General features: G+C 69.5%; 23 protein-coding genes and 1 rRNA gene. 4 read left to right on the top strand and 20 right to left on the bottom strand.

The window, feature by feature from the left end; genetic code table 11:
* Positions 1–4 precede the first annotated feature (4 nt).
* Positions 5–1,252 carry a cytochrome P450 gene (locus ACWGJP_RS09440; RefSeq protein ID WP_452329536.1) on the bottom strand — a complete coding sequence of 416 codons (1,248 nt, stop codon included), beginning with the start codon at positions 1,250–1,252 and terminating at the stop codon, positions 5–7.
* Between the two features lie 49 nt (positions 1,253–1,301).
* On the opposite strand from ACWGJP_RS09440, the gene ACWGJP_RS09435 reads away from it, so the two are divergent.
* Both ACWGJP_RS09435 and ACWGJP_RS09430 read left to right on the top strand, forming a co-directional pair.
* Positions 1,302–1,961 (top strand): lysoplasmalogenase family protein, encoded by a 660-nt coding sequence (locus ACWGJP_RS09435; protein WP_452329535.1) that lies wholly within the window; start codon positions 1,302–1,304, stop codon positions 1,959–1,961.
* Positions 1,958–2,335, top strand: coding sequence for an RNA-binding S4 domain-containing protein (locus ACWGJP_RS09430; RefSeq protein ID WP_452329534.1), 378 nt, complete (start codon positions 1,958–1,960; stop codon positions 2,333–2,335). The genes ACWGJP_RS09435 and ACWGJP_RS09430 overlap by 4 nt, the downstream gene beginning before the upstream one ends.
* Here ACWGJP_RS09430 and ACWGJP_RS09425 read toward each other — a convergent pair.
* Positions 2,332–3,225, bottom strand: coding sequence for an NUDIX domain-containing protein (locus ACWGJP_RS09425; protein WP_452329533.1), 894 nt, complete (start codon positions 3,223–3,225; stop codon positions 2,332–2,334). The genes ACWGJP_RS09430 and ACWGJP_RS09425 overlap by 4 nt on opposite strands.
* Positions 3,226–3,302: 77 nt before the next feature.
* Between ACWGJP_RS09425 and ACWGJP_RS09420 the strand changes: the two genes are divergently transcribed.
* Entirely contained in the window at positions 3,303–3,860 is a 558-nt protein-coding gene (locus tag ACWGJP_RS09420) for a phosphorylase family protein (protein ID WP_452329532.1), read from the top strand.
* On the opposite strand, the gene ACWGJP_RS09415 is transcribed toward ACWGJP_RS09420, so the two are convergent.
* The 17 genes from ACWGJP_RS09415 to ACWGJP_RS09335 all read right to left on the bottom strand — a co-directional run bounded on the left by ACWGJP_RS09415 (position 3,857) and on the right by ACWGJP_RS09335 (position 20,427).
* Complete coding sequence (locus ACWGJP_RS09415) at positions 3,857–4,933, bottom strand: Glu/Leu/Phe/Val dehydrogenase dimerization domain-containing protein (protein ID WP_452329531.1); 1,077 nt, start codon at positions 4,931–4,933, stop codon at positions 3,857–3,859. The two genes, ACWGJP_RS09420 and ACWGJP_RS09415, sit on opposite strands and share 4 nt — an antisense overlap.
* A 201-nt stretch (positions 4,934–5,134) precedes the next feature.
* On the bottom strand, positions 5,135–6,697 hold the full coding sequence (der, locus tag ACWGJP_RS09410; RefSeq protein ID WP_452329530.1) for a ribosome biogenesis GTPase Der: 1,563 nt from the start codon (positions 6,695–6,697) through the stop codon (positions 5,135–5,137).
* Positions 6,687–7,394, bottom strand: a complete 708-nt coding sequence (gene cmk / locus ACWGJP_RS09405) for a (d)CMP kinase (protein ID WP_452329529.1) — start codon at positions 7,392–7,394, stop codon at positions 6,687–6,689. The genes der and cmk overlap by 11 nt, the downstream gene beginning before the upstream one ends.
* Positions 7,387–8,505, bottom strand: coding sequence for a prephenate dehydrogenase (locus ACWGJP_RS09400; RefSeq protein WP_452329528.1), 1,119 nt, complete (start codon positions 8,503–8,505; stop codon positions 7,387–7,389). The genes cmk and ACWGJP_RS09400 overlap by 8 nt, the downstream gene beginning before the upstream one ends.
* Positions 8,502–9,299: a pseudouridine synthase gene (locus ACWGJP_RS09395; RefSeq protein WP_452329527.1), complete on the bottom strand. Its 798-nt coding sequence runs from the start codon at positions 9,297–9,299 to the stop codon at positions 8,502–8,504. Before ACWGJP_RS09395 ends, ACWGJP_RS09400 begins: the two co-directional genes overlap by 4 nt.
* Positions 9,296–9,901 (bottom strand): SMC-Scp complex subunit ScpB, encoded by a 606-nt coding sequence (scpB, locus tag ACWGJP_RS09390; protein ID WP_452329526.1) that lies wholly within the window; start codon positions 9,899–9,901, stop codon positions 9,296–9,298. The genes ACWGJP_RS09395 and scpB overlap by 4 nt, the downstream gene beginning before the upstream one ends.
* Positions 9,891–10,745, bottom strand: coding sequence for a segregation and condensation protein A (locus ACWGJP_RS09385; protein WP_452329525.1), 855 nt, complete (start codon positions 10,743–10,745; stop codon positions 9,891–9,893). The genes scpB and ACWGJP_RS09385 overlap by 11 nt, the downstream gene beginning before the upstream one ends.
* Positions 10,746–10,923: 178 nt before the next feature.
* The gene (locus ACWGJP_RS09380; protein ID WP_452329524.1) at positions 10,924–11,814 is read right to left on the bottom strand and encodes a ParA family protein; all 891 of its coding nucleotides are present in this window, start codon (positions 11,812–11,814) and stop codon (positions 10,924–10,926) included.
* Positions 11,815–11,891: 77 nt separating this feature from the next.
* Entirely contained in the window at positions 11,892–12,794 is a 903-nt protein-coding gene (xerD, locus tag ACWGJP_RS09375; protein WP_452329523.1) for a site-specific tyrosine recombinase XerD, read from the bottom strand.
* Between the two features lies 1 nt (position 12,795).
* Positions 12,796–13,362: an NUDIX domain-containing protein gene (locus tag ACWGJP_RS09370; RefSeq protein WP_452329522.1), complete on the bottom strand. Its 567-nt coding sequence runs from the start codon at positions 13,360–13,362 to the stop codon at positions 12,796–12,798.
* Positions 13,355–15,049 (bottom strand): CTP synthase, encoded by a 1,695-nt coding sequence (locus ACWGJP_RS09365; RefSeq protein WP_452329521.1) that lies wholly within the window; start codon positions 15,047–15,049, stop codon positions 13,355–13,357. Before ACWGJP_RS09365 ends, ACWGJP_RS09370 begins: the two co-directional genes overlap by 8 nt.
* Positions 15,050–15,075: 26 nt before the next feature.
* A complete protein-coding gene (gene recN / locus ACWGJP_RS09360; protein WP_452329520.1) occupies positions 15,076–16,758 on the bottom strand; it encodes a DNA repair protein RecN in 1,683 nt (560 codons plus the stop codon).
* Positions 16,755–17,675: an NAD kinase gene (locus tag ACWGJP_RS09355; RefSeq protein WP_452329519.1), complete on the bottom strand. Its 921-nt coding sequence runs from the start codon at positions 17,673–17,675 to the stop codon at positions 16,755–16,757. The genes recN and ACWGJP_RS09355 overlap by 4 nt, the downstream gene beginning before the upstream one ends.
* Positions 17,672–18,469: a TlyA family RNA methyltransferase gene (locus tag ACWGJP_RS09350; RefSeq protein ID WP_452329518.1), complete on the bottom strand. Its 798-nt coding sequence runs from the start codon at positions 18,467–18,469 to the stop codon at positions 17,672–17,674. Before ACWGJP_RS09350 ends, ACWGJP_RS09355 begins: the two co-directional genes overlap by 4 nt.
* Positions 18,466–18,642, bottom strand: coding sequence for a hypothetical protein (locus ACWGJP_RS09345; protein ID WP_452329517.1), 177 nt, complete (start codon positions 18,640–18,642; stop codon positions 18,466–18,468). Before ACWGJP_RS09345 ends, ACWGJP_RS09350 begins: the two co-directional genes overlap by 4 nt.
* Positions 18,643–18,652: 10 nt before the next feature.
* Positions 18,653–19,684: an HAD-IIA family hydrolase gene (locus tag ACWGJP_RS09340; protein ID WP_452329516.1), complete on the bottom strand. Its 1,032-nt coding sequence runs from the start codon at positions 19,682–19,684 to the stop codon at positions 18,653–18,655.
* Positions 19,684–20,427 carry a hypothetical protein gene (locus ACWGJP_RS09335; protein WP_452329515.1) on the bottom strand — a complete coding sequence of 248 codons (744 nt, stop codon included), beginning with the start codon at positions 20,425–20,427 and terminating at the stop codon, positions 19,684–19,686. The genes ACWGJP_RS09340 and ACWGJP_RS09335 overlap by 1 nt, the downstream gene beginning before the upstream one ends.
* On the opposite strand from ACWGJP_RS09335, the gene ACWGJP_RS09330 reads away from it, so the two are divergent.
* On the top strand, positions 20,416–21,231 hold the full coding sequence (locus ACWGJP_RS09330) for a hypothetical protein (RefSeq protein WP_452329514.1): 816 nt from the start codon (positions 20,416–20,418) through the stop codon (positions 21,229–21,231). The genes ACWGJP_RS09335 and ACWGJP_RS09330 overlap by 12 nt on opposite strands.
* A gap of 45 nt (positions 21,232–21,276) precedes the next feature.
* Here the strand turns inward: ACWGJP_RS09330 and rrf are convergent.
* Positions 21,277–21,363 (bottom strand): 5S ribosomal RNA (gene rrf, locus ACWGJP_RS09325); the annotation flags it as partial.

The raw sequence follows: 21,363 nt of genomic DNA, 5'->3' as shown, positions 1-21,363 counted from the left end.
CCGCTCACCGCGCTTTGCGGACCACGAGGGAGGCGTAGGCGGGGATGAGCACCCGCTTCCCGTAGCGCCGCGAGACGATCTCGAACGGCCGCCCGTCTCCGAGCAGCAGATCACGCACCGCCGCCAGCTCCGCCTTCGCCAACGGACCGCCCAGACACAGGTGACGGCCGGCACCGAACCAGAGTTGGCGGTTCTGCGGGGCGTACGGCCGGTCGATCCGGAATCCGCCCACCAGATTGTTGGCCGTCCAGGTGAGGACCATCACCCGATCCCCCGCCCGCAGCATGCGCCCGCTGATCTCGAGATCCGCGAGCACCGCTCGACCGATGAGCGGCGCAGGACTCGTGACGCGCAACGCTTCGCGCACGGCATCGTCCCCGTGCTCGGGAGCGGCGAGCAGTCGATGTTGCTCCCCGCTGTCGAAGAGAAGGGCCGCCATCCGCGCCATTGCGGAGGCGGCGGTCTCTGTGCCGGCGACCATGAGCAGCGTCGCGAGGCCCTTGGTCTCCTGCAGCGTCAGTCCGAGTTCGCGGCATCGCCCGATCACCGTGTTCGCCGGCGCCGTCGGGAAAGCGGCGTCGACGTGGCCGGTGAGTCGTTCGACGATCGATCGGGCTGCGGCGATCTTGTGCGGGGGCAGGCGGGTGTCAGACGTGGTGCCGAGGGCGATGCTCGCGAGTTCCTCCCCCGTGCGGAAGATCTCCCGGTACGCATCGTCTCCGCGTTCCTCGTCGACGGGCGTGCCCAGCAGCGCGCAGACCATCTGGCCGACGAGGACGCGGCTGAGGTCGGCCAGATCGAGATCCTCCCCTGCCTCGAACGCGGCCCTGGCGTCGGCGAGCCGGTCTCCCCAGGCGTGCTCGACGAACGCCCGGCTGTTCTTCTCGGTGAACAGCTCGCGACTGCGGGTGCGGAGATCGTGATGTCCTGGGCCGTCGAAGAGATCGGTGACCCAGTCGCCGAGGATCTGCGCCCAGAGATGGCCCACCCCGCCTTCGCTGAGCAGGGTGAGGTGCTCTGGATCGTTGAGAAGCGAGCGGGCCGTACGAGGGTCTGCGGTGATCCAGCCGAGGCCGGGCACCTTCAGGAGCGGACGGGCGAACTGGCCCAGCCAGTTCAGCACAGGAAGCGCGGGCCGCGCCGCGCGGAGGAGTCGATGCTCGTGGGCCTCCGGCCCGTTTCCCCAGCCGTCGCGGATCAGACGCAGGCGACGCTCCCGGACGGGCGGGGCGAGGTCTTCGGCGACGGGCACGACGCCACCATAGCGGATGCCGCAGCCGACATGAACCTACGATGGAGGGATGCAACGTCGCCGGATGCTCTGGGGATTCCTGCCCTACATCGCCGTCTCGATCGTGCACGTCGTGGCGCTGGCGATCGGCAGCGGGCTCGCGGCGCCGACCAAGCTGCTGCTCATGCCGCTGCTCGCCGTGCCCGTGCTCCTGTGCCTCCGGCTCCGCCCCCTCTGGGCGCTGATCGTCCTCGGCGCCGCGCTGCTGTTCTCCTGGCTCGGCGACGGCGCGGGAGCGTTCTTCCCCGGCGGGCCGGAGCTGCCGCTCATGCTCGGCTTCTTCGGTCTCGCCCATCTCGCGTACATCGTGCTCTTCCTGCGCGTGCTGCCGCAGCGCCGGCTGCCCTGGTGGACCCTCGTGTATGCGGTCTGGTGGATCGCCATGATCGTCGTGCTCGGACCGCACACCGGCGAGCTGCTGATCGCCGTCGCCTTGTACGGTCTCGTCCTCGGCGGCACCGCGGCGACCGCCGCACGCTGTCATCCGCTCGTCACCGCGGGAGGCGTGTTCTTCCTGCTCAGCGACACCATCCTGGCGTTCCGGCTGTTCGTGCCTGAAGCGATGCCCGCGTGGACCAGTCCCGCCGTGATGCTCACGTACACGCTCGGGCAGGGAATGATCGTGGCCGGAGCCTTGCTCTCGCTGCGGGCGAGGAAGGCGACGCCATGACGGAAGCCGCGGGTCAGACCAAGCCCGTCCGCATCGACAGCTGGCTGTGGGCGATCAGGATCTACAAGACCCGGTCGGCGGCGACGACCGCATGCCGCGCGGGGCATATCCGCGTCGGCGGCGACAAGGTCAAGGCCGCCCAGACCGTCAAGCCCGGCGATGAGGTGCGCGTCAGGGTCAGCGGCTTCGACCGCATCCTCATCGTCCGCCAGACGCTCGTGAAGCGCGTCGGCGCACCCCTGGCCGCTCTCGCCTACGAGGAGCGCACACCACCGCGTGAGCCCCAGGCGATGATCGGCGTTCGAGACCGCGGAGCAGGGCGCCCCACCAAGCGAGAACGCCGCGACATCGATCGCCTGCGCGGTCGCGACTAGCCGACGAGTGCGCGCAGCCAGCCGGCAGAACGCACACTCGCGCCGAGGCTCTCGACGCGCGCCTGCAGGGCCCGATCGCTGGTGACCACCGTCACGACGTGCCCCGCCTCGGCGCGGCGTCGGGCCTCGTCGACGATCGCATCATCGCCGGCTGCGGGCGCGCGCACGACGCGCAGAGCATCCGAGTCCGTCTCGAAGGCCTTCGCCGCGCCTTCGACGACGAAGGAGACCTCCGGCCGCCAGGCGTTCCCTGGAAGTCCCAGTTCGGATGCCGGAACAGAGAGGTCGATCAGGGACTCATGCAGCCGGCCGGCAGCGCCTGCCCGGTCGCGCCACCAGCCGTCAGGCACTGAACCGACGACGTTCGCCACGTCGACCACGAGCGCCGGACGCACATCGAGCAGGTCTCGCAGAATCGGCCATGCGTCACCGAATCCGGGATGCAGTGGCCGCTCAGCGACCTCGTCGACGGGCACCCACTCCAGCGCCACGCTCTCGGGGTCGCTGATGACCGGCTCGAAGCCGTGTACGACGTCGGCGACGACGGTGGTGTACGACCAGATGCTGAGATCGAGCACGCTCGTGAACCGGGCACGCACGGCGCCGTCGGGGATCCCCGCCTCTTCCGCGGCCTCCCTGAACGCGCCGGAGACCGCCGTCTCCCCCTCGTGCAGCGCGCCTCCCGGCAGCCCCCAGGTTCCACCGAAGTGGCTCCAGGACACCCGATGCTGCAGCAGGATGCCGCGGGCAGCATCGACCGCGAGCAGACCGGCGGCGCCGAAACGGCCCCAGTAGCGCTCACCCGAGTCGGCCACGACCCAGGCGTCGCCCGGGTTGCGCGGCCCATCGGGGCGACGCGGTTCGCCGGGGGTCGGAGGCACGATCGTCACGGATCCAGCCTTTCACAGCGGGCCAACGATGGCACGCGCGACGACGCGCGACGTCACACGTCTGCGAGGATGGTCGGGTGAAGCTCCTCGTCGCCGCCCTCGAATCCGAACTCGTCGCCTTCCCCGCCGAAGTGCCAGGCTACGAGCGCCTGATCACGGGACCGGGCAAGATCAAGGCCGCCTACGCACTCACCCGCGCACTCGACGCCGGCGACTACGACGAGATCCTCGTGGTCGGCACGGCAGGCGCCATCGACCCGGATATCGCCGTCGGCGTGCACTCGATCGATAAAGCCTTCCAGTACGACGTCATCGACGACAACGGCATCGCCGGACACCACGTGTCGATGCCGCAGAGCCTCACGCTCGGCGGCGGCGATGTCGTGATCGCCACCGGCGACAGCTTCGTCGACGACGCGGACACCGTCCTCGCGATCCGTGCGCTCGGCGGACGGCTCGTCGATATGGAGGCGTACGTGTACACCTGGGTCGCCGGCCAGTTCGGGGTGCCGATCCGTATCTGGAAGGCCGTCTCGGACTCCGCCCAGGACGGCGCGAACCAGACCTGGGAACAGGCCGTCGCGGTCTGCAGCCGCCAGCTCTGGGAGCGGCTGCAGACCGAGCTCGACGCCTAGGAGAGCACGCTCTCGCTCGCGCTTCCGGCGCGCAGACGCGCCTCGGCGAGTTCCTCGGCGGCCTGCAGCGGGGTGATCGCCCGCGCCTCCGCATCGCTGAGGATGCTGCGCACGGTGCCGCCGATGCCCGCGACGCGCTCCATGATCTCCGCCCGCGTGCCGAGCTGCTTCGCCTCGAGGTCAAGGTAGATCACGCCACCCGCGTTGACCACGAAGTCGGGTGCGTAGAGGATGCCCCGAGCGGCGAGCCGATCCGCGCCGTCGTGCGCGGCGAGCGGGTTGTTCGCCGGCCCGCAGACGGCCGCGACGTCGAGCGCGTCGATCACCTCGTTCGTGAGCAGACCCCCGATTCCCGCCGGCACGAACACGTCGCCGGCGACGAGATGCTCCGTCCCCGGCTCCGCCCAGGTGATTCCGAGGTCGTTCGCGAACTGACGACGAGACGGGTTGACGTCCGTCGCGGTCAGCACGGCGCCTTCTGCGGACAGCCGCACGGCGAGCCTGCCGCCGACCTGGCCGAGGCCGGAGATGGTGATGCGCCGGCCCGCCACGTCTGGCGAACCGGTGACGCGCTCGAGCACCGCCCTGAGCGACTCGTACACGCCGAGGCTCGTCGGGCCGGCCGGCTCCCCGGATCCACCGACCGCATCGGGGAGCCCCACGACATGAGCCGTGCGCTCGCTCACCGTCAGCATGTCCTCGGTCGTCGAGCCGACGTCCTCCGCCGTTCGGTACAGGCCGCCGAGCGACTCTACGGCGTCACCGAGATCGAGGAACGCCGCGCGGCGTCGCTCGGCATCCAGGACGGTTCCCGCATCGAGCCCGATGACGGACTTCCCGCCTCCCGCGTCAAGACCGGCCGCGGCGTTCTTCAACGTCATCGCCGCCGAGAGTCGAAGCGCATCGCCGAGAGCGTCGCTCCAGTGCGGGTAGCTCCAGAGCCTCGCCCCGCCGAGGGCGGAGCCGAGCACGGAGGAGTGCAGGGCGACGGCGATGAACAGTCCGCTGCGCCGTCCCGTGATCACCTCCACGCGTTCGTGGGCGAAGTCGGGCAGGGGCAGGGTGTGCGTCATCGCATCCTCTTTCGGCGGGCCTTGTGGGCACAGGAAGGCGGATGCCGCGCGGTTGCGGCATCCGCCTCCATCGTAGGCCGAACGGCGTCGCTTCGACAGGCTCAGCGAGCGAGGACTGCGCTCGGGATCGCTTCGACAGGCTCAGCGAGCGATCGCCTCGACAGGCTCAGCGAGCGGGACGCAGGCTCAGCGAACGGGGAGTCACCGCTGGCGGCGCTCCCGCACGCGCATGTTGATGACGATCGGAGTGCCCTCGAAGTCGTAGATCTCCCGCAGGCGACGCTGGATGAAGCGGCGGTAGCCGGGGTCCAGGAAGCCGGTGGTGAAGAGCACGAACGTCGGGGGGCGGGTCGAGGCCTGCGTGCCGAACAGGATGCGCGGCTGCTTCCCTCCTCGAAGCGGGTGCGGGTGCTCCGCGACGAGCTCCGAGAGGAAGGCGTTGAACTTGCCCGTGGGGATCCGGCGGTCCCAGTTCTCCAGCGCGGTCTCCAGCGCCGGCACCAGCTTGTCGAGGTGGCGTCCGGTCTTCGCCGAGATGTTCACCCTCGGCGCCCAGGCGACGTGCGCGAGATCCTGCTCGATCTCGCGTTCGAGGTAGCGGCGGCGGTCCTGGTTCTCCATGTCGTCGTCGTTGAGGCGGTCCCACTTGTTGAACGCCAGGACGAGCGCGCGACCCGATTCCAGCACCAGATCGATGATGCGGATGTCCTGCTCGCTGATGGGCTGCGAGACATCGATGACGACGACGGCCACCTCGGCCTTCTCCAGCGCCGCCGAAGTGCGCAGCGAGGCGTAGAAGTCCGCGCCCTGCTGCAGGTGCACGCGGCGGCGGATGCCCGCGGTGTCGACGAGGCGCCAGAGCTTGCCGCCGAGCTCTACGACCTCGTCCACGGGGTCGCGAGTGGTGCCGGCGAGATCGTTGACGACCACGCGCTCCTCCCCCGCCGCCTTGTTCAGCAGCGAGGACTTGCCGACGTTCGGTCGGCCGAGGATCGCCACGCGACGAGGGCCCCCGATCTCCTGCTTCGCGACGGCAGAGACCTCGGGGAGCTTGGTGAGCACCGCATCCAGCAGGTCGGCCACGCCACGGCCGTGGATCGCCGAGACCGGGTGCGGCTCGCCGAGACCGAGGTTCCACAGCGCCGCGGCCTCCGGCTCCTGGCGGGCGTCGTCGATCTTGTTCGCGACGAGGAACACGGGCTTGCCGCTCTTGCGGAGCAGGCGCACGACGTGCTCGTCGGTCGAGGTGGCGCCGACCATCGCGTCGACGACGAAGAGGATGACATCGGAGAGATCGATGGCGATCTCGGACTGCGCGGCGACCGAACGGTCGATGCCGCGTGCATCCGGCTCCCAGCCACCGGTGTCGACGAGCGAGAAGCGGCGGTCGTTCCACTCGCCCTTGTACGTAACGCGGTCGCGGGTGACGCCGGGGGTGTCCTCGACCACGGCCTCACGACGCCCGAGGATGCGGTTCACGAGGGCGGATTTGCCGACGTTCGGCCGCCCGACGATCGCGATGACGGGCAGAGCGGGCGAGAACTCGATCCCGTCCTCCCCCTCCGCGAGCCCGGCGAGGAGCGCAGCATCCTCCTCGTCCAGGTCGTAGTCGGCGAGACCGGCGCGCAGCGCCTCGGCCCGCTGATCGGCGAGCTCCTCGTCCAGCTCGCTCAGGGTCTCCTCGAGGTTGTCGGGACCCGCGATGTACTCGCCGGTCTCGTCGTTCCCCGGCCCTGTCGAGGGGTATTCGTGATCAGCGGCCATGTTCCGCTCCTTGCTTTCGGTCGATCACCGCGAGCACGGCGTCGATGGTCTGGGTGAAATCGAGGGCGGTCGAGTCCACGACCTCCACGCCCTCTGCGGCGTTGAGGAAGTCGACGACCGTGCTGTCCGCGGCATCCCTGCGGTGCAGCGCCTCGGCGACGGCCGCGGCGTTCTCTCCGGCGAGCTCTCCTGCGCGACGGGCGGCACGCACCTCGGGCGCCGCCGTGAGCAGGATCCGTACGGGAGCGTCGGGGGCGACGACGGTCGTGATGTCGCGGCCTTCGACGACGACGGCGGGGAACGGCGCCTCGGCGACGAGCGATCGGAACAGCTCATTGACCTGAGCCCGCACCTCTGGCACGCGCGCGACGCCGCTGACCGCGCCGGAGACGCGGCTCTCGCGGATCGCCGCCGTCACGTCGACGTCGCCGACCCGCACAGAACGGTCGTCTGGGTCGAGCCCGATGCGCAGGTCGAAATCGGATGCCGCTGCGCGGACGGCCTCTGCATCCGCCGTGTCCGCTCCCCTGTCGAGGACGTGCCAGGCCAGCGCCCGGTAGGCGGCTCCGGTGTCGAGGTAACCGTAGCCGCGCGCACGTGCCACCGCCTTCGAGACGCTGGACTTGCCCGAGCCGGCGGGGCCGTCGATCGCGATGAACTTCAGTGCGCGCACGCCGCTCGTCGAGTGGTCAGTCATTGGTCATCCCCGCGATCCGCCACCCGCGCTCCTGCAGTCCCGTGATCGCACCGTGCAGCGCGGCAGGGGCCACGCTGATCTCGGCGAGACCGAACTGTGCGCCCGGCGAGTGCTCCAGGCGCAGGTCTTCCACATTGACGCCGAGCTCGCCGAGCTCGCCGAAGAGTCGTCCGAGCTGTCCTGCGGTGTCGTCGACCATGACGACGAGCTGCTCGAATCTGCGGTTCTGGCCGTGCTTGCCCGGGAGGCGCTCGACGCCCTCGTTGCCCTGACGGATCGCATCCGCGATCGTCCGCCTGGCACCGGGCGAAGCGGGGGCGCGCAGCGCCTCGGACACCTCGCGAAGGTCCTCCGCGAGGGCGTCGAGGACGTCGACCACCGGCTGCGCGTTCGCTCCGAGAATCTGCACCCACAGTTCAGGGGCGGAGGCTGCGATGCGCGTGGTGTCGCGCACGCCCTGGCCGGCCAGGCGCAGCGCGCCCTCATCGGCGGTGGCGAAGCGTGCGGCGAGAAGGCTCGCGACGACCTGCGGCACGTGCGAGGTGAGCGCGACCGAGCGGTCGTGCTCCTCCGGGGTCATCTCCAGCGGCATCGCGCCGACATCCAGCGCCAGCGCCTCGACGAGGGCGAGGTCGGCGGGCCGGGTCTCCTCATCGCGGCAGACCACCCAGGGGCGACCGACGAAGAGGTCGGCTCTGGCGGAGATCGCACCGCCCCGCTCGCGCCCGGCGAGCGGGTGCGAGCCGATGTAGCGGGTGAGGTCGACGCCGCGTTCCTGGAGAGCACGGAAGGGCTCGAGCTTCACACTGGCGACATCCGTGACGACAGCCTCGGGGAACCGCTCCAGCTCGGCCTGGATCACATCGGCCGTGACGTCCGGCGGGACCGATACGACGATGAGCGACGGAGCGTCATCCGGCTGCTCGGAGCGTCCGGCGCCGTAGTCGATCGCGAGCCGCAGCTGCGCGGGCGAGGCGTCCGCGAGGACCACGTCGACTCCCTTGGCGCGCAGGGCGTGACCGATGCTCGCCCCCAGCAGGCCGGAACCGACGATGCGGACCGTCCCCGAGAGCCGAGGCGGCACCAAGGCACCACGGACCTGTTCGCTCACTGCTTCTCCTGCACGTCTCCCGGCGTCGCATCCGCAGGGGCATCCTGGCGCGCGAGAGTCAGCAGCGCACCGCGTTCGATTTTACTCAGTTCCCTGGACTTCCCCGCCGGGAGCGTTCCCAGGTGCAAGGGCCCGAACTGCCGACGCACGAGCTCGGTGACGGGATGCCCCACCGCCGCGAGCATCCGCCGGACGATCCGGTTGCGTCCGGAGTGCAGCGTGAGCTCCACCAGGCTCGCTCCGCGCGAGGAGTCCAGGAGCCGAGCCTTGTCCGCGGCGATCGGGCCGTCCTCCAGCTCGATGCCCTTGGTCAGTTTCGCGATGGTCTGCGCCGTCACGGCTCCCTCGACCTTGGCGATGTAGACCTTCGTGACACCGAAGGAAGGATGCGCGAGCACATGGGCCAGCTCGCCGTCGTTCGTGAGGATGAGCAGGCCGCTGGTCTCGGCATCCAGCCGTCCGACGTTGTACAGCCGCTCCTCGTAGTCCTTCGTGAAGCGACGGAGGTCGGGTCGACCGTGCTCGTCCCGCATCGTGCTGACCACGCCGGTCGGCTTGTTGAGCATGACGTAGCGCTTGGAGACATCGAGCTGCACGGCGACGCCGTCGACATCCACGAGGTCCCTCTCCGGATCGATCCGTCGACCGAGCTCCATGACCACGACGCCGTTGACCCGGATGCGGCCCTCGACGATGTACTGCTCGACGACACGGCGCGACGCAACGCCCGCGTTCGCGAGGACCTTCTGCAGGCGCACGCCCTCGTCGTTCGGAGTGCCGGCGGGAGAGGTCATCGGATGCTGCTTTCTTCGAAGCCGTTCGACCCGTCGTCGAGCAGCGGAGAGATCGGGGGGAGCTCGTCGATTGAGTTGATGCCGAGATTCTGCAGGAGCGCGTCGGTGGTGCCGTAGTTGATCGCTCCAGTCTCGGAGTCGGCGAACAGCTCGGTGATCAACCCACGGGCGAGGAGCGTGCGCACGACGGAATCCACATTGACCGCGCGGATGGAGGCGACCTGTCCTCGGGTGACGGGCTGCTTGTAGGCGATGACCGCAAGGGTCTCCAAGGCGGCCTGCGACAGCCGGGCAGGAGCCTGTCCGCCGACGAACTCCGCGACGAGGCCGTCGTGGTCGTCCCGCACGTACAGCCGCCATCCCCCACCAACCTCGCGCAGCTCGAAGCCGCGACGGGGCCCGCTCCCTCGGCCGTCGTAGTCGTCGACCAGCGTCTCGATCGCCTGACGGACCGCGGGCACGGGTGCACCGACGGCTGCGGCCAGAGCCACGAGCCCGAGCGGCTCCTCCAGGATCAGCAGGATCGCCTCGAGCCTCTCCGTCAGCGGCGCCCGCGGAGCGGTCTCCTCCGCGGCGCCGTCGGGTGCGATGTCATCGGTCATAGTCGGCCCCCAGGGTCGCAAGCATCTCGTCCGACCAGGAGTCGGCAGCCCAGCGCAGCGTCAGCTCGCCGAGCGGTTCCAGTTGTTCGAAGGACAGCGCCGCGTGCCGGTACAGCTCGAGCACCGAGATGAACCGCGCCACCACGATGCCCGGCTCGGTCGTGCCTGCGACGAGCTCACGGAAGGTCAGCGATTCGGTGTTGCGCAGCAGCGTGACGACGATCGCCGCCTGCTCGCGGATGCTGACCAAGGGCGCGTGCAGATGGTCGAGCCCCACATGCGGGAGCTCCTTGGGCGCGAACGCGAGAAGCGCGAGAGCGGCGAAGTCGTCGGCGCTCAGAGACCAGACCAGCTCCGGCGTCTGCCTGCGGTGCTTCTCCTCGAGCCGGACGGCTCGCACGTGCCTGCGATCTTCGCGCTGGATGCTCCGCGCGAACCACGCCGAGACCTCCTTGAACGCGCGGTACTGCAGCAGACGGGCGAAGAGCAGGTCGCGCGCCTCCAGGAGCGCGACCGACTCGGCATCGACGAGCTCGCCCTGCGGGAGGAGCCCCGCGACCTTCATGTCGAGCAGGGTCGCCGCGACGACGAGGAATTCGGATGCCTGATCGAGCTCCTCCGCGGAATCGAGGTCCTTGAGATAGGCGATGAACTCGTTGGTGACCTTGCTGAGGGAGATCTCCGTGATGTCCAGCTCATGCTTGGAGATGAGGTTGAGGAGAAGATCGAACGGGCCATCGAAACCGTCCAGCGAGACGCGGAACCCGCTGTCGTCGGCGTCGCCGTCGCCGTCCTCGCTCGCTGAGCCCGCCTCGCTCGCTGAGCCTGTCGAAGCGGACCTCACGGCGTCATCCCCTTCGACGAGCTCAGGGAACTCAGGAGACTCCTCACCGCTCGCTGAGCCTGTCGAAGCGGACCTCCTCACGGCGTCATCCCCTTCGACGAGCTCAGGGAACTCGTCGGCCGAGCCGACGACCTCAGGCGCAGTGCCCTCTCCCGCCTCCGGCGGGGTGGCGCCGTCGCTACGCGACGGCGCCACGGGCGACCAGCTCCCGCGCCAGTCGGAGGTACGCCTGCGCGGCGGCGTGCTCGGGCGCGAACTCGGTGATGGGGACGCCGGAGACCGAGGCATCCGGGAACTTGACCGTCCGACCGATCACCGTCTCCAGCACATCATCGCCGAAGGCCTCGACGACGCGCTCCAGCACCTCGCGCGAGTGCAGCGTGCGGGGGTCGTACATGGTGGCGAGCAGACCGTCCAGCGTGATCGCCGGGTTCAGCCGGTCGCGCACCTTGTCGATGGTCTCGATGAGCAGGGCGACGCCGCGCAGCGCGAAGAACTCGCACTCCAGCGGGATCAGCACCCCGTGGCTCGCGGTGAGAGCGTTCACCGTGAGGAGACCGAGCGAGGGCTGGCAGTCGATGAGGATGACGTCGTAGTCGTCCGCGACCTGCCGCAGCACGCGCGAGAGGATCGTCTCACGCGCCACCTCGTTGACCAGGTGCACCTCGGCAGCGGACAGATCGATGTTCGCCGGGATCACGTCGAGACCAGGGGTCGAGGTCTGGACGATCACCTCACGCGGGTCACGCTTGATGTCCAGCAGCAGATCGTAGATCGTCGGCACGTCGTGCGTCTGAATCCCGAGGCCTGCCGATAGGGCACCCTGCGGGTCGAAGTCGACGGCGAGGACCTTGCGTCCGTACTCGGCGAGCGCCGCGGCGAGGTTGATCGACGTGGTCGTCTTCCCGACACCGCCCTTCTGATTGCAGAGGGCGATGATTCGTGCGGGGCCGTGGGATTCGAGCGGCGCAGGAGTCGCGAAGCCGTGATAGGGACGCCCGGTGGGTCCGATCGGGGTCCCGTCGCCCTTCGACGTCTTGCCCTTGGACTTCGCCGCGTTGTCAGCCACCGATTCTCCTGCTCCTTCGTGCTCGGTCGATTCTAGCGAGAACACGGGCCGGATCGGCGTGCCGCGGCGGCGATCCCTCACCTCGCCCGCGGGTGGGACGTCGCGTAGACGTCACGCAGGGTGTCCACGGAGACGTGCGTGTAGATCTGCGTGGTGGCGACGGATGCGTGCCCGAGGAGCTCCTGCACCACACGGACATCCGCCCCGCCCTGCAGAAGGTGCGTCGCGAAGGAGTGTCGCAGCGTGTGCGGCGAGACCTCGACGCTGAGCTGTGCGCGTTCTGCGGCCGATCGGATGACCAGCCAGGCGCTCTGGCGGGACAACGGCGCTCCGCGTGCGCCGAGGAAGAGCTTCGACGTCGCCTTCCCCTTCGACGCCCACGAAGGGCGCACCCTGGTGAGGTACGCGTCGACGGCCGCTCTGGCGTACGAGCCGACCGGGACGATGCGCTCCTTCGATCCCTTGCCGCGCAGCCTCAGCACCTCGCCGTGCGACAGGTCGTCGACGTCGAGACCCACCGCCTCTGAGACGCGCGCGCCCGTGGCGTACAGCAGCTCGAGCAGAGCCCTGTCCCTGATGCCCACAGGTTCGTCGGCGGAGGGGGCCGCGAGCAGGCGCTCGACCTGATCGATCGTGAGCGCTTTCGGGAGCCGCTGCGGCGCTTTGGGCGGACGCAGCCGCCCCGTCGGGTCCTCGGCCTCGACCCCTTCACGCACGAGGAACCGGTGCAGGCCCCGCACCGACGACTGCAGCCGTGCGAGGCTGGTGGCCGCCGGCGGCGGAACGGCTCCCGCCCGATCGGCGATGAACCGGCTGACGATCGATCCGGTCACCGCCGAGGTGTCGTCGATGCCGACCTCGGACAACCAGCGCTCGTACTCGGCGAGGTCCCGACGATAGGCGTCGACCGTGTGCGTGGACAGGCCGCGCTCGATCGTGATGTGTCTGAGGTAGATCTCGACCGCACGATCCGGCTGCACGTCAGACTCCGGTGCGCCTCACGGCCGCCGCGAGCACACCGTTCGCGAGCAGGGCGTTGCGCATGCGACCGGCGAGCACCGCCGCGACGACCTCATCGAGCGGCACCCATTCCACGCGGATGTCCGCCTCTTCGTCTTCCCGCGCGTGCACGACGGGCGCGGACGAGAGCCCGGTGGCGAGGAAGAAGTGCACGATCTCGTTGCTGCCACCCGGGGTGGTGAAGGTGGAGAGCAGCGGCTCCCAGGCATCCGCCACGAGGTCCGCCTCTTCCGCGAGCTCTCGCCGTGCTGCGTCCAGGGGCTCCTCCCCCTCGACATCGAGCAGGCCGGCGGGCAGCTCCCAGTCGCGGTGCCTGATCGGATGCCGGTACTGCTGGATCAGCAGCACGCGGTCGTCATCGTCGAGGGCCACCACCGCGACGGCGCCGGTGTGATCCGTGTACTGGCGTCGGATCTCCCCCTCGCCGTACCGGACGCGATCGTCGCGGATATCCCAGACAGCGCCCTCGAACGCCAAGGCGCTGTCGAGGATCTCGGGTTCGAACGGCTCGTCGCGCAGGTCAGTCATCGGACTCGACGTCGAACAGCTCGCTGGAGCGGTGCCGTTCGATGGCCGCGCCGACGAGACCGCGGAACAGCGGGTGCGGATCGGTGGGACGCGAGCGAAGCTCGGGATGCGCCTGGGTGGCGATGTAGTACGGGTGCACCTCGCGCGGGAGCTCGACGAACTCGACGAGGTCGAGCTCCGGGTTCAGGCCCGAGAACAGCATGCCCGCGTCGGCGATCTGCGCGCGGTACGCGTTGTTCACCTCGTAGCGGTGGCGGTGACGCTCCTGGACCTCGGTGGATCCGTAGACCTCTGCCGCGATGGATCCTTCTGCGAGCCTGGCGGGATACAGCCCGAGACGCATGGTGCCGCCCATGTCGCCGTGGTCGATGATGTCGACCTGCTCGGCCATCGTCGCGATGACGGGAGCCGTCGTCTCGGGGTCGAACTCGCTGGAAGACGCATCCGCGATGCCCGCGACGTTGCGGGAGTACTCGATGACCATGCACTGCAGACCGAGGCACAGGCCGAGCGTCGGGATGCCCTGCTCTCTGGCGAACCGCAGTGCACCGAGCTTGCCCTCGATGCCGCGGATGCCGAAGCCGCCGGGCACGCAGATGCCGTCCAGGGCGCCGAGCTGCGCCTTCGCTCCCTCCGGCGTCTCGCAGAGGTCGGAGGGGATCCAGCGGATGTTGACCTTGGTCTCCTGGGCGAAGCCGCCGGCCTTGAGCGCCTCGGTCACCGACAGGTAGGCGTCCGGAAGATCGATGTACTTGCCGACGAGGCCGATGGTGACCTCGTGCTTCGGGTTGTGCACTGCGTGCAGCACCTTGTTCCAGCGCGTCCAGTCGACGTCGGCCGCCTTGGCATCGAGCCCGAGCCGGCGCACGATGTAGCTGTCCAGGCCCTGCTCGTTGAGGGTCGAGGGGATGTCGTAGATGCTGGGCAGATCGACGGTGTTGATGACGCCCTCGGCGTCGACGTCGCACATCAGCGCGATCTTGTTGCGGTTCGACTCGCTGACCGGGCGGTCGCTGCGGAGCACGAGGGCGTCGGGCTGGATGCCGACCTGACGCAGCGCCGCGACGGAGTGCTGCGTCGGCTTGGTCTTCTGCTCGCCGGAGGCGCCCATGAAGGGGACCAGCGAGACGTGCACGAAGAAGACGTTGTCGCGACTGAGCTCGTGCCGCAGCTGCCTCGCGGCCTCGAGGAAGGGCTGCGACTCGATGTCGCCGACGGTGCCGCCGACCTCGGTGATGATGACGTCGGGGCGGGGCTCTTCGTGCGCCTGGAGGCGCATGCGCCGCTTGATCTCGTCGGTGATGTGCGGGATCACCTGCACGGTGTCTCCGAGGTACTCGCCGCGGCGCTCTCGCGCGATCACCTGCGAGTAGATCTGACCGGTGGTGACGTTGGCCGCCTGCGAGAGGTTGATGTCGAGGAAGCGCTCGTAGTGCCCGATGTCGAGGTCGGTCTCCGCGCCGTCGTCGGTGACGAACACCTCGCCGTGCTGGAACGGGTTCATCGTGCCCGGATCGACGTTCAGATACGGATCGAGCTTCTGCATGACGACGCGCAGTCCGCGGGCGGTGAGGAGGTTGCCCAGGCTCGCGGCCGTGAGCCCCTTGCCCAACGACGAAACGACACCACCTGTCACGAAGATGTGCTTGGTCGTGTCGTTCTTGGGCCCCGCGGAAGAAGAGTTCATCACGGGCTTCTATCCTAACAGTTCGATCAGGCGCCGAGGGCGAGGAGTTCGCGGGCGTGGGTGAGAGCGGCATCCGAATCCGCGAGTCCGGACAGCAGTCTTGCCATCTCCGCCTCGCGTTCGGAGCCGTCGAGGCGGCGCACGCTCGAGGCGGTCACCGCGCCGTCATGGGACTTCACGACGGACAGGTGATTGTTCGCGAAGGCGGCCACCTGCGCGAGATGCGTCACCGCGATCACCTGGGCGTTCTCCGCAAGCCGGGCGAGTCGCCGCCCGACCTCGATCGCCGCGGCCCCGCCGATGCCGGCGTCCACCTCGTCGAAGACGAAGGTGGGGACGGGATCGGTCCCGGCGATGACCACCTCGATGGCGAGCATGACGCGCGAGAGCTCGCCACCGGAGGCCCCCTTCGCGACGGAGCGCGGTTCGGCACCGGGATGCGGTGCCAGCAGGATGGCGACGTCGTCCCGCCCGTGGGCGCTTTCCGCTCCCGGCGAGACGGCGACCTCGATCCTGGCGTCCGGCATCGCGAGGGCGTGAAGCTCCTCGGAGACCGCGGCTCCCAGACGGGACGCCGCTTCGGCGCGCGCCTCGGTCAGCGCATCGGCTGCGGCATCGAGCGCCTCGCGCGCCTCGGAGCGCTCGGCCTCCAACCGCTCCACGCGGTCGCCGTCGTCCTCGAGCTCCGCAAGACGCGCGGATCCCGTCTCCCAGAGCGCGAGCGCCTCATCAAGAGACCCGTGGGCGCGGACCAGTGTGCCGAGCGCTGCGCGGCGTTCCTCGACGGCCGCGAGCTCGTGCGGCCCCGTCTCATCGAGGTCGGCGAGATACCCGGCGAGTTGACCGGCCAGATCGCTCACGCGGTAGCCGACTTCTGCGAGGGCGTCCGCGATTCCGGTGAGCTGCGGGTCCGGCACCCGTTCCAGCACGCGACGCGCCTCGGCCAGGAGCGAGGATGCATCAGCACCGCCGTCCTCGTCCGACAGCGCACCATGGGCGAGTGCCGCGGCCTGGCGCAGCTCCTCGGCGTTGGCCAGGCGCTCCGCGCGCTCCGCGAGGACCTGATCCTCGCCGGGCTCCGGTGCGGTGCCCTCGATCAACGCGAGCGCCTCGCGCAGGCGCACAGCCTCTTCCGCGCGGCGATCGCGGTTGCCGATCAGCTCGCCGAGCTGCGTGTCGAGTGCGCGCCAACGCTCGTAGGCGATCGAATAGCGCTCCAGCGCGTCCGCGACCACGGTGCCACCGAAGCGATCGAGCGCGTCGCGCTGGGCGGCCGACGACTTCAGACGCAGCTGCTCGGACTGCCCGTGCACGACGACGAGCTCGTCCGCCAGGGCGGAGAGCACCCCGGCCGGGGCCGCGCGGCCTCCGACGCTCGCCCTGCTACGCCCTTCCGAGCTCAGCGACCGCGACACGTACAGCTCGGCCATGCCTGCTCCGGCGGGTTCGAGCTCGCCGCCGGCATCGGTCACGATCTCGGCGACCGCGCCCTCGTCGGGGACGATCCAGACGCCCGCGACCGCGGCCTGCGCGGCGCCGGCCCTGACCGCTCCCGAGTCCGCTCGCTGCCCGAGGAGCAATCCGAGACCGGTCACCACCATCGTCTTGCCCGCGCCTGTCTCGCCCGTGATGGCCGTGAATCCGGGGCCGAGCGGCAGGACGGCATCCGCGATCACGCCGAGCTGCTGCATCCGGATCTCCTCGATCATGATGCACCTCCCCCGGCGCCGCCGCGCCACCCGTCGACGGGAAGACGGAACTTCCGTACGAGCCGGTCGGTGAACGCGGCGGGATGCAGACGTGCCAGGCGCACGGGGCGGGACGAGCGGCGTACGACCACCCGCGCACCGGGCGGCAGCTCGTGCGAGCGGCGTCCGTCGCACCAGAGGATCCCCGTGCCCGAGGTGCGCTCCATCATCTCGATCGCCACTGACGCTCCGGGGCTGACGACCAGCGGACGCGCGAAGAGGGCATGGGCCGACAGCGGAATCACGGAGATCGCTTCCACACCCGGCCAGATGACCGGGCCGCCGGCGGAGAAGTTGTAGGCGGTGGATCCCGTGGGCGTGGACACGACCATGCCGTCGCAACCATAACTGGTGAGAGGTCGTCCATCGATCTCGACGACCACCTCGATCATGCGCTCTCGGCTGGCCTTCTCGACCGTCGCCTCGTTGAGCGCCCACGTCTCGTAGACGACCTCGCCTGCCGCGTCCTTGACGCGCACCGCCAACGCGAGGCGCTCCTCGACCTCGTAGTCGCGGTCGATCACACGGCGCACCGCGTCGTCCATGTCGTCACGCTCGATCTCCGCGAGGAAGCCGACGTGCCCCATGTTGATGCCCAGCACGGGGACGCCGCTGTCGCGCACCAGCTCGGCGGCGCGCAGGATCGTGCCGTCGCCGCCGAGGACGATGGCGAGCTCGAGGGCGTCCACGGGGACGGCGCCGCCCAGCTCGTCGACATCGCTGAAGTGGCCGTCGACGGCGGAGAGCTCGACGAGATCGTCGTGCGCCAGCACCGGACGCGCTCCGGCATCGCGAAGGGAGTCGATGACCCTTCGGGCGGCGGCGACCGTATCGTCCCGGCCGGCGTGCGCGACGACCAGGATGCTGCGCTCGTTCATCGTCCTCCTGCCAGCTCGTCGATCCGTCTCGTCCATTCTGCCGGAGACCTCCCCCGCCCGGGCGACATGTGGATGAGGTACTCGGCGTTGCCGTGCGTGCCGAGGATCGGGGACGGCAGGATGCCGTGCATGCCCAGGCCGTTGTCCCAGCCGGTCCACGCGATGCGGGCGACGGCATCCGCCCTCGTCGCAGGATCCGTGACCAGCCCCCCGCGGACGGCCGTGCGTCCGACCTCGAACTGAGGCTTGACGAGGAGCACGATATCCGCGTCGGATGCCGCCACCGCGACGATCGAGGGGATCACGAGGTCGAGCGAGATGAACGAGAGGTCGCCGACCACGAGATCGGGGGCTGTGTCGACGCCGGTCGCCTCCGCGAGATTCGCAGGCGTCATGTAGCGGACGTTGAAGCCCTCGACAGCGACGACCCCCGGATCGGCGGAGATCGACGGCGAGAGCTGATCATGCCCCACATCGACGGCGAGCACCTTCGCCGCACCGCGCTCGCGCAGCACCTGGGTGAACCCGCCGGTGGATGCGCCCAGGTCAAGGGCGAGGCGTCCGTCCACCGCGATCTCGAATCCATCGAGGCCCGCGATCAGCTTGTGCGCCGCTCGGCTGACGTAGTGGTCCGTTCCGGCGACGGTGATCTCCGCCGCATCGTCCACGGCGAAGGATGCCTTCACGACCGGCCGTCCATCGACGCAGACGAGACCGTCCGCGATGAGGGAGGCGGCGTGGGTGCGAGAGCGTGCCAGCCCGCGAGCGGCGAGAGCGGCGTCGAGGCGCGTCACCGTTCCGTGGTCTTCTCTCGATGTTCGAGCCTCGCACCCGCTTCGAGGCGGCGCGAGAGATCGTCGTGCAGCGACGCATAGGCATCCGCCCGTGCGGAGAGGGGCTGCCCTTCGATCAGGCGCAGACGGCTCCAGAGACCGTCCTCGGGGCTGCTCGTGCTCTCGTCGCTCACATCCTCAAGCCTACGGGCGGTGGAACGGATCCTCGTAGAGGCGCTCTGGCACGCGCAGGACGAAGATCGGCGTTCCAGACTCCCAGACGGCCTGCGCGCCGGCGCGCAGCAGGTCGATCTGTCGTGTTCCCTCCGCGAGGATCTCGACGTCGCCGCCGTTCACGCGTACGGTCGCATCGCCGACGGTGACGGCACCGTCCTTGCGGGTCGCCTCAGGATACGGCTCGTGGAGCTCGCGCAGGTCGCCGACGACGAAGGTCGGACGCGACCCCTCCGGCGCCGCCAGCACGTGCTTGGGACGATCGATGCCGGTGAGCACGAGAGCCGAGGCGATGCCGGCGCGGTTCGCGCCGAGGATGTCGGTGTCGAGCCGGTCGCCGATGAACAGCGTCTGCGCACCCCCGAAGCGGGCGATCGCCTCCTCGAAGATCGGCACCTCCGGCTTGCCCGCCACCGTGGCCAGGCGTCCTACGGCGGTGTGCACCGCGGAGACGAGCGTGCCGTTGCCCGGCGCCACGCCGCGCTCACGCGGGATGGTCCAGTCGCTGTTCGTCGCGATCCAGGGGATCCCGCCTTCTTCCTGCGGCACCTTGAGAGCGAACGCAGCCTCTGCGAGATCGGTCCAGGCGACCTCGGGCGCGAAGCCCTGGACGACGGCGGCAGGGTCGTCCTCTGCGCTCCTGGTTACGGTGTATCCGGCCTTCTCGGCCTCGACGACAAGGCCCTCTCCCCCGACGATCAGCAGGGTGGCCGGGGCAGGGACGACGGACGCGAGCAGACGCATGGCCGCCTGCGGGCTGGTCACGACCTCGTGCGGTGCGACGGTGAGACCGAGCTCCGTGAGGTGGGCGGCGACGGAGGCATCCGTGCGGGAGGCGTTGTTGGTGATGTATCCCAGTCGACGCGTCTCCGCGATCCTGTTCAAGCTCTCGACCGCGTGCGGGAGCGCACCCGGTCCCGCATACACGACGCCGTCGAGGTCGGCGAGGACCACGTCGATCCCGTCCAGGGGCGTGGGGCGCTTCTTCGAGAACAGACCCATCAGTCGGTGCGCTCCTGTTCGTCCTTCTCCTCGCCTTCACCGAGGAGCTCTGCGACCTCGGCTGCGATCTCATCCTCCGCGGATGCATCATCGGTCACGGCCTCGTCGACCGATGTCGACGTCGACTCCACCGACGCGACGACGTGCTCAGCATCCGTCTCGTCCTCGATCAGGGCGTCCTCGATGAGGATCTCCTCGTCGCCGGCTTCATCCAGTCCGAGGGCCTCCAAGGCGACCTCTGCACGACGCGCCCAGAACTCGGCCTCGTCGTCACGTCCGAGGTCTTCGAGGACTGCGGCTCGCGCCGCGAAAAGTGCTGGGCTCCAGCTGAACGCACGATCCGGATCGAGCTCGGGGATCTGGAGCTCACCGAGCGCGAGCTCCGTCTCGCCGAGATCGAGACGCGCGCCGGACATCGCGATCGCCAGTGCGACGCGCACCTCGGTGTCCAGGGCCGCGCGGTCGACGGATCGGCCGGTCTCGAGCGCACGGTCCGGACGCCCGATGCCCCGCTCGCTGTCCACCATCAGCGCGATCTGGTCTTCGTTACCGGAGATGCGACGATAGGTGCGCAGCTCACGCAGCGCGAGCGCGAAGTCGCCGATCGCATACGCCGTGATTCCGAGGGTCTCGCGGACGACGGCGATGCGGCCGGCCCGCCGGGAGGCAGCAAGCGCGTGTTCGTGCGCGAGGGCCGGATCCTCGTCGATCAGCTGAGAGGCCATCGCGAGGTGGCGGGCCACCTGCTCGGCGTTCTCCTTGCTGAGGGTCTTGAGCTCGTTGCGAGCGGCGGGGTGCAGAGACTTCGCGGTGATGTCCTCGGGGATGAAGGGCGCGTCATGGCGCGGTCGATCGTCCGTGGCACGCGGGTCGCGGATGCGGTCGCTGCCGCCCCGCTGCGGGTAGGACTTCCGTTGACGGTCGTCGCGATCATCCCGTCGATATCCGCCTTCACGGCGCTGGCCGCCTTCGCGGGGCTGGCCGCCACGGTCACCATCACGACGCTGGTAGCCACCTTCACGGCGCTGACCACCATCACGCGGCTGGTAGCCGCCTTCACGGCGCTGACCACCATCACGCGGCTGGTAGCCGCCTTCACGACGTTGACCACCGTCGCGCGGCTGGTAGCCGCCTTCACGACGTTGACCACCGTCACGGGACTGGAACCCACGGTCACCGTCACGACGCTGGTAGCCACCTTCACGGCGCTGACCGCCCTCGCGGGACTGGTAGCCGCCTTCACGACGCTGACCACCGTCACGGGACGGCAACCCACGGTCACCATCACGACGCTGATAGCCGCCCTCGCGGCGCTGACCACCCTCACGCGGCTGATAGCCACGCTCGCCGTCACGACGCTGGTAGCCGCCCTCACGACGAGAGCTGCTGTCACGGTAGTTGGGACGAGAGCGATCGGAGGAGCCGGAACGATCGTTGCGCGGGCGATCCTGACGTCCCTCTCGCGAACTCGAACGGTCGTCATTGCGCCGCGGACGGCGCTCTTCCTCTTCCGGCATGATCCTCTGCTCTCTCCCACTTCCTGTTAACGCGAAATGGCCACCCAACATTGGGTGGCCATTTCGATAAAAGAAGTCCGGCGGTGTCCTACTCTCCCACAGGGTCCCCCCTGCAGTACCATCGGCGCTGTGAGGCTTAGCTTCCGGGTTCGGAATGTAACC

It is taken from the genome of Microbacterium sp. NPDC055903 (genome assembly GCF_053615555.1).
The sequence above is the reverse complement of the archived record's forward strand: the minus strand, read 5'-3'. Positions and strand labels throughout refer to the sequence as shown.

Excerpts from the sequence above, each read along its gene's own strand:
- ACWGJP_RS09435 (WP_452329535.1), top strand. The coding sequence starts at position 1,302 with ATGCAACGTCGCCGGATGCTCTGGGGATTCCTGCCCTACATCGCCGTC.
- ACWGJP_RS09430 (WP_452329534.1), top strand. The coding sequence starts at position 1,958 with ATGACGGAAGCCGCGGGTCAGACCAAGCCCGTCCGCATCGACAGCTGG.
- ACWGJP_RS09415 (WP_452329531.1), bottom strand. The coding sequence starts at position 4,933 with ATGACGCACACCCTGCCCCTGCCCGACTTCGCCCACGAACGCGTGGAG.
- der (WP_452329530.1), bottom strand. The coding sequence starts at position 6,697 with ATGGCCGCTGATCACGAATACCCCTCGACAGGGCCGGGGAACGACGAG.
- cmk (WP_452329529.1), bottom strand. The coding sequence starts at position 7,394 with ATGACTGACCACTCGACGAGCGGCGTGCGCGCACTGAAGTTCATCGCG.
- ACWGJP_RS09395 (WP_452329527.1), bottom strand. The coding sequence starts at position 9,299 with ATGACCTCTCCCGCCGGCACTCCGAACGACGAGGGCGTGCGCCTGCAG.
- scpB (WP_452329526.1), bottom strand. The coding sequence starts at position 9,901 with ATGACCGATGACATCGCACCCGACGGCGCCGCGGAGGAGACCGCTCCG.
- ACWGJP_RS09370 (WP_452329522.1), bottom strand. The coding sequence starts at position 13,362 with ATGACTGACCTGCGCGACGAGCCGTTCGAACCCGAGATCCTCGACAGC.
- ACWGJP_RS09365 (WP_452329521.1), bottom strand. The coding sequence starts at position 15,049 with ATGAACTCTTCTTCCGCGGGGCCCAAGAACGACACGACCAAGCACATC.
- recN (WP_452329520.1), bottom strand. The coding sequence starts at position 16,758 with ATGATCGAGGAGATCCGGATGCAGCAGCTCGGCGTGATCGCGGATGCC.
- ACWGJP_RS09355 (WP_452329519.1), bottom strand. The coding sequence starts at position 17,675 with ATGAACGAGCGCAGCATCCTGGTCGTCGCGCACGCCGGCCGGGACGAT.
- ACWGJP_RS09340 (WP_452329516.1), bottom strand. The coding sequence starts at position 19,684 with ATGGGTCTGTTCTCGAAGAAGCGCCCCACGCCCCTGGACGGGATCGAC.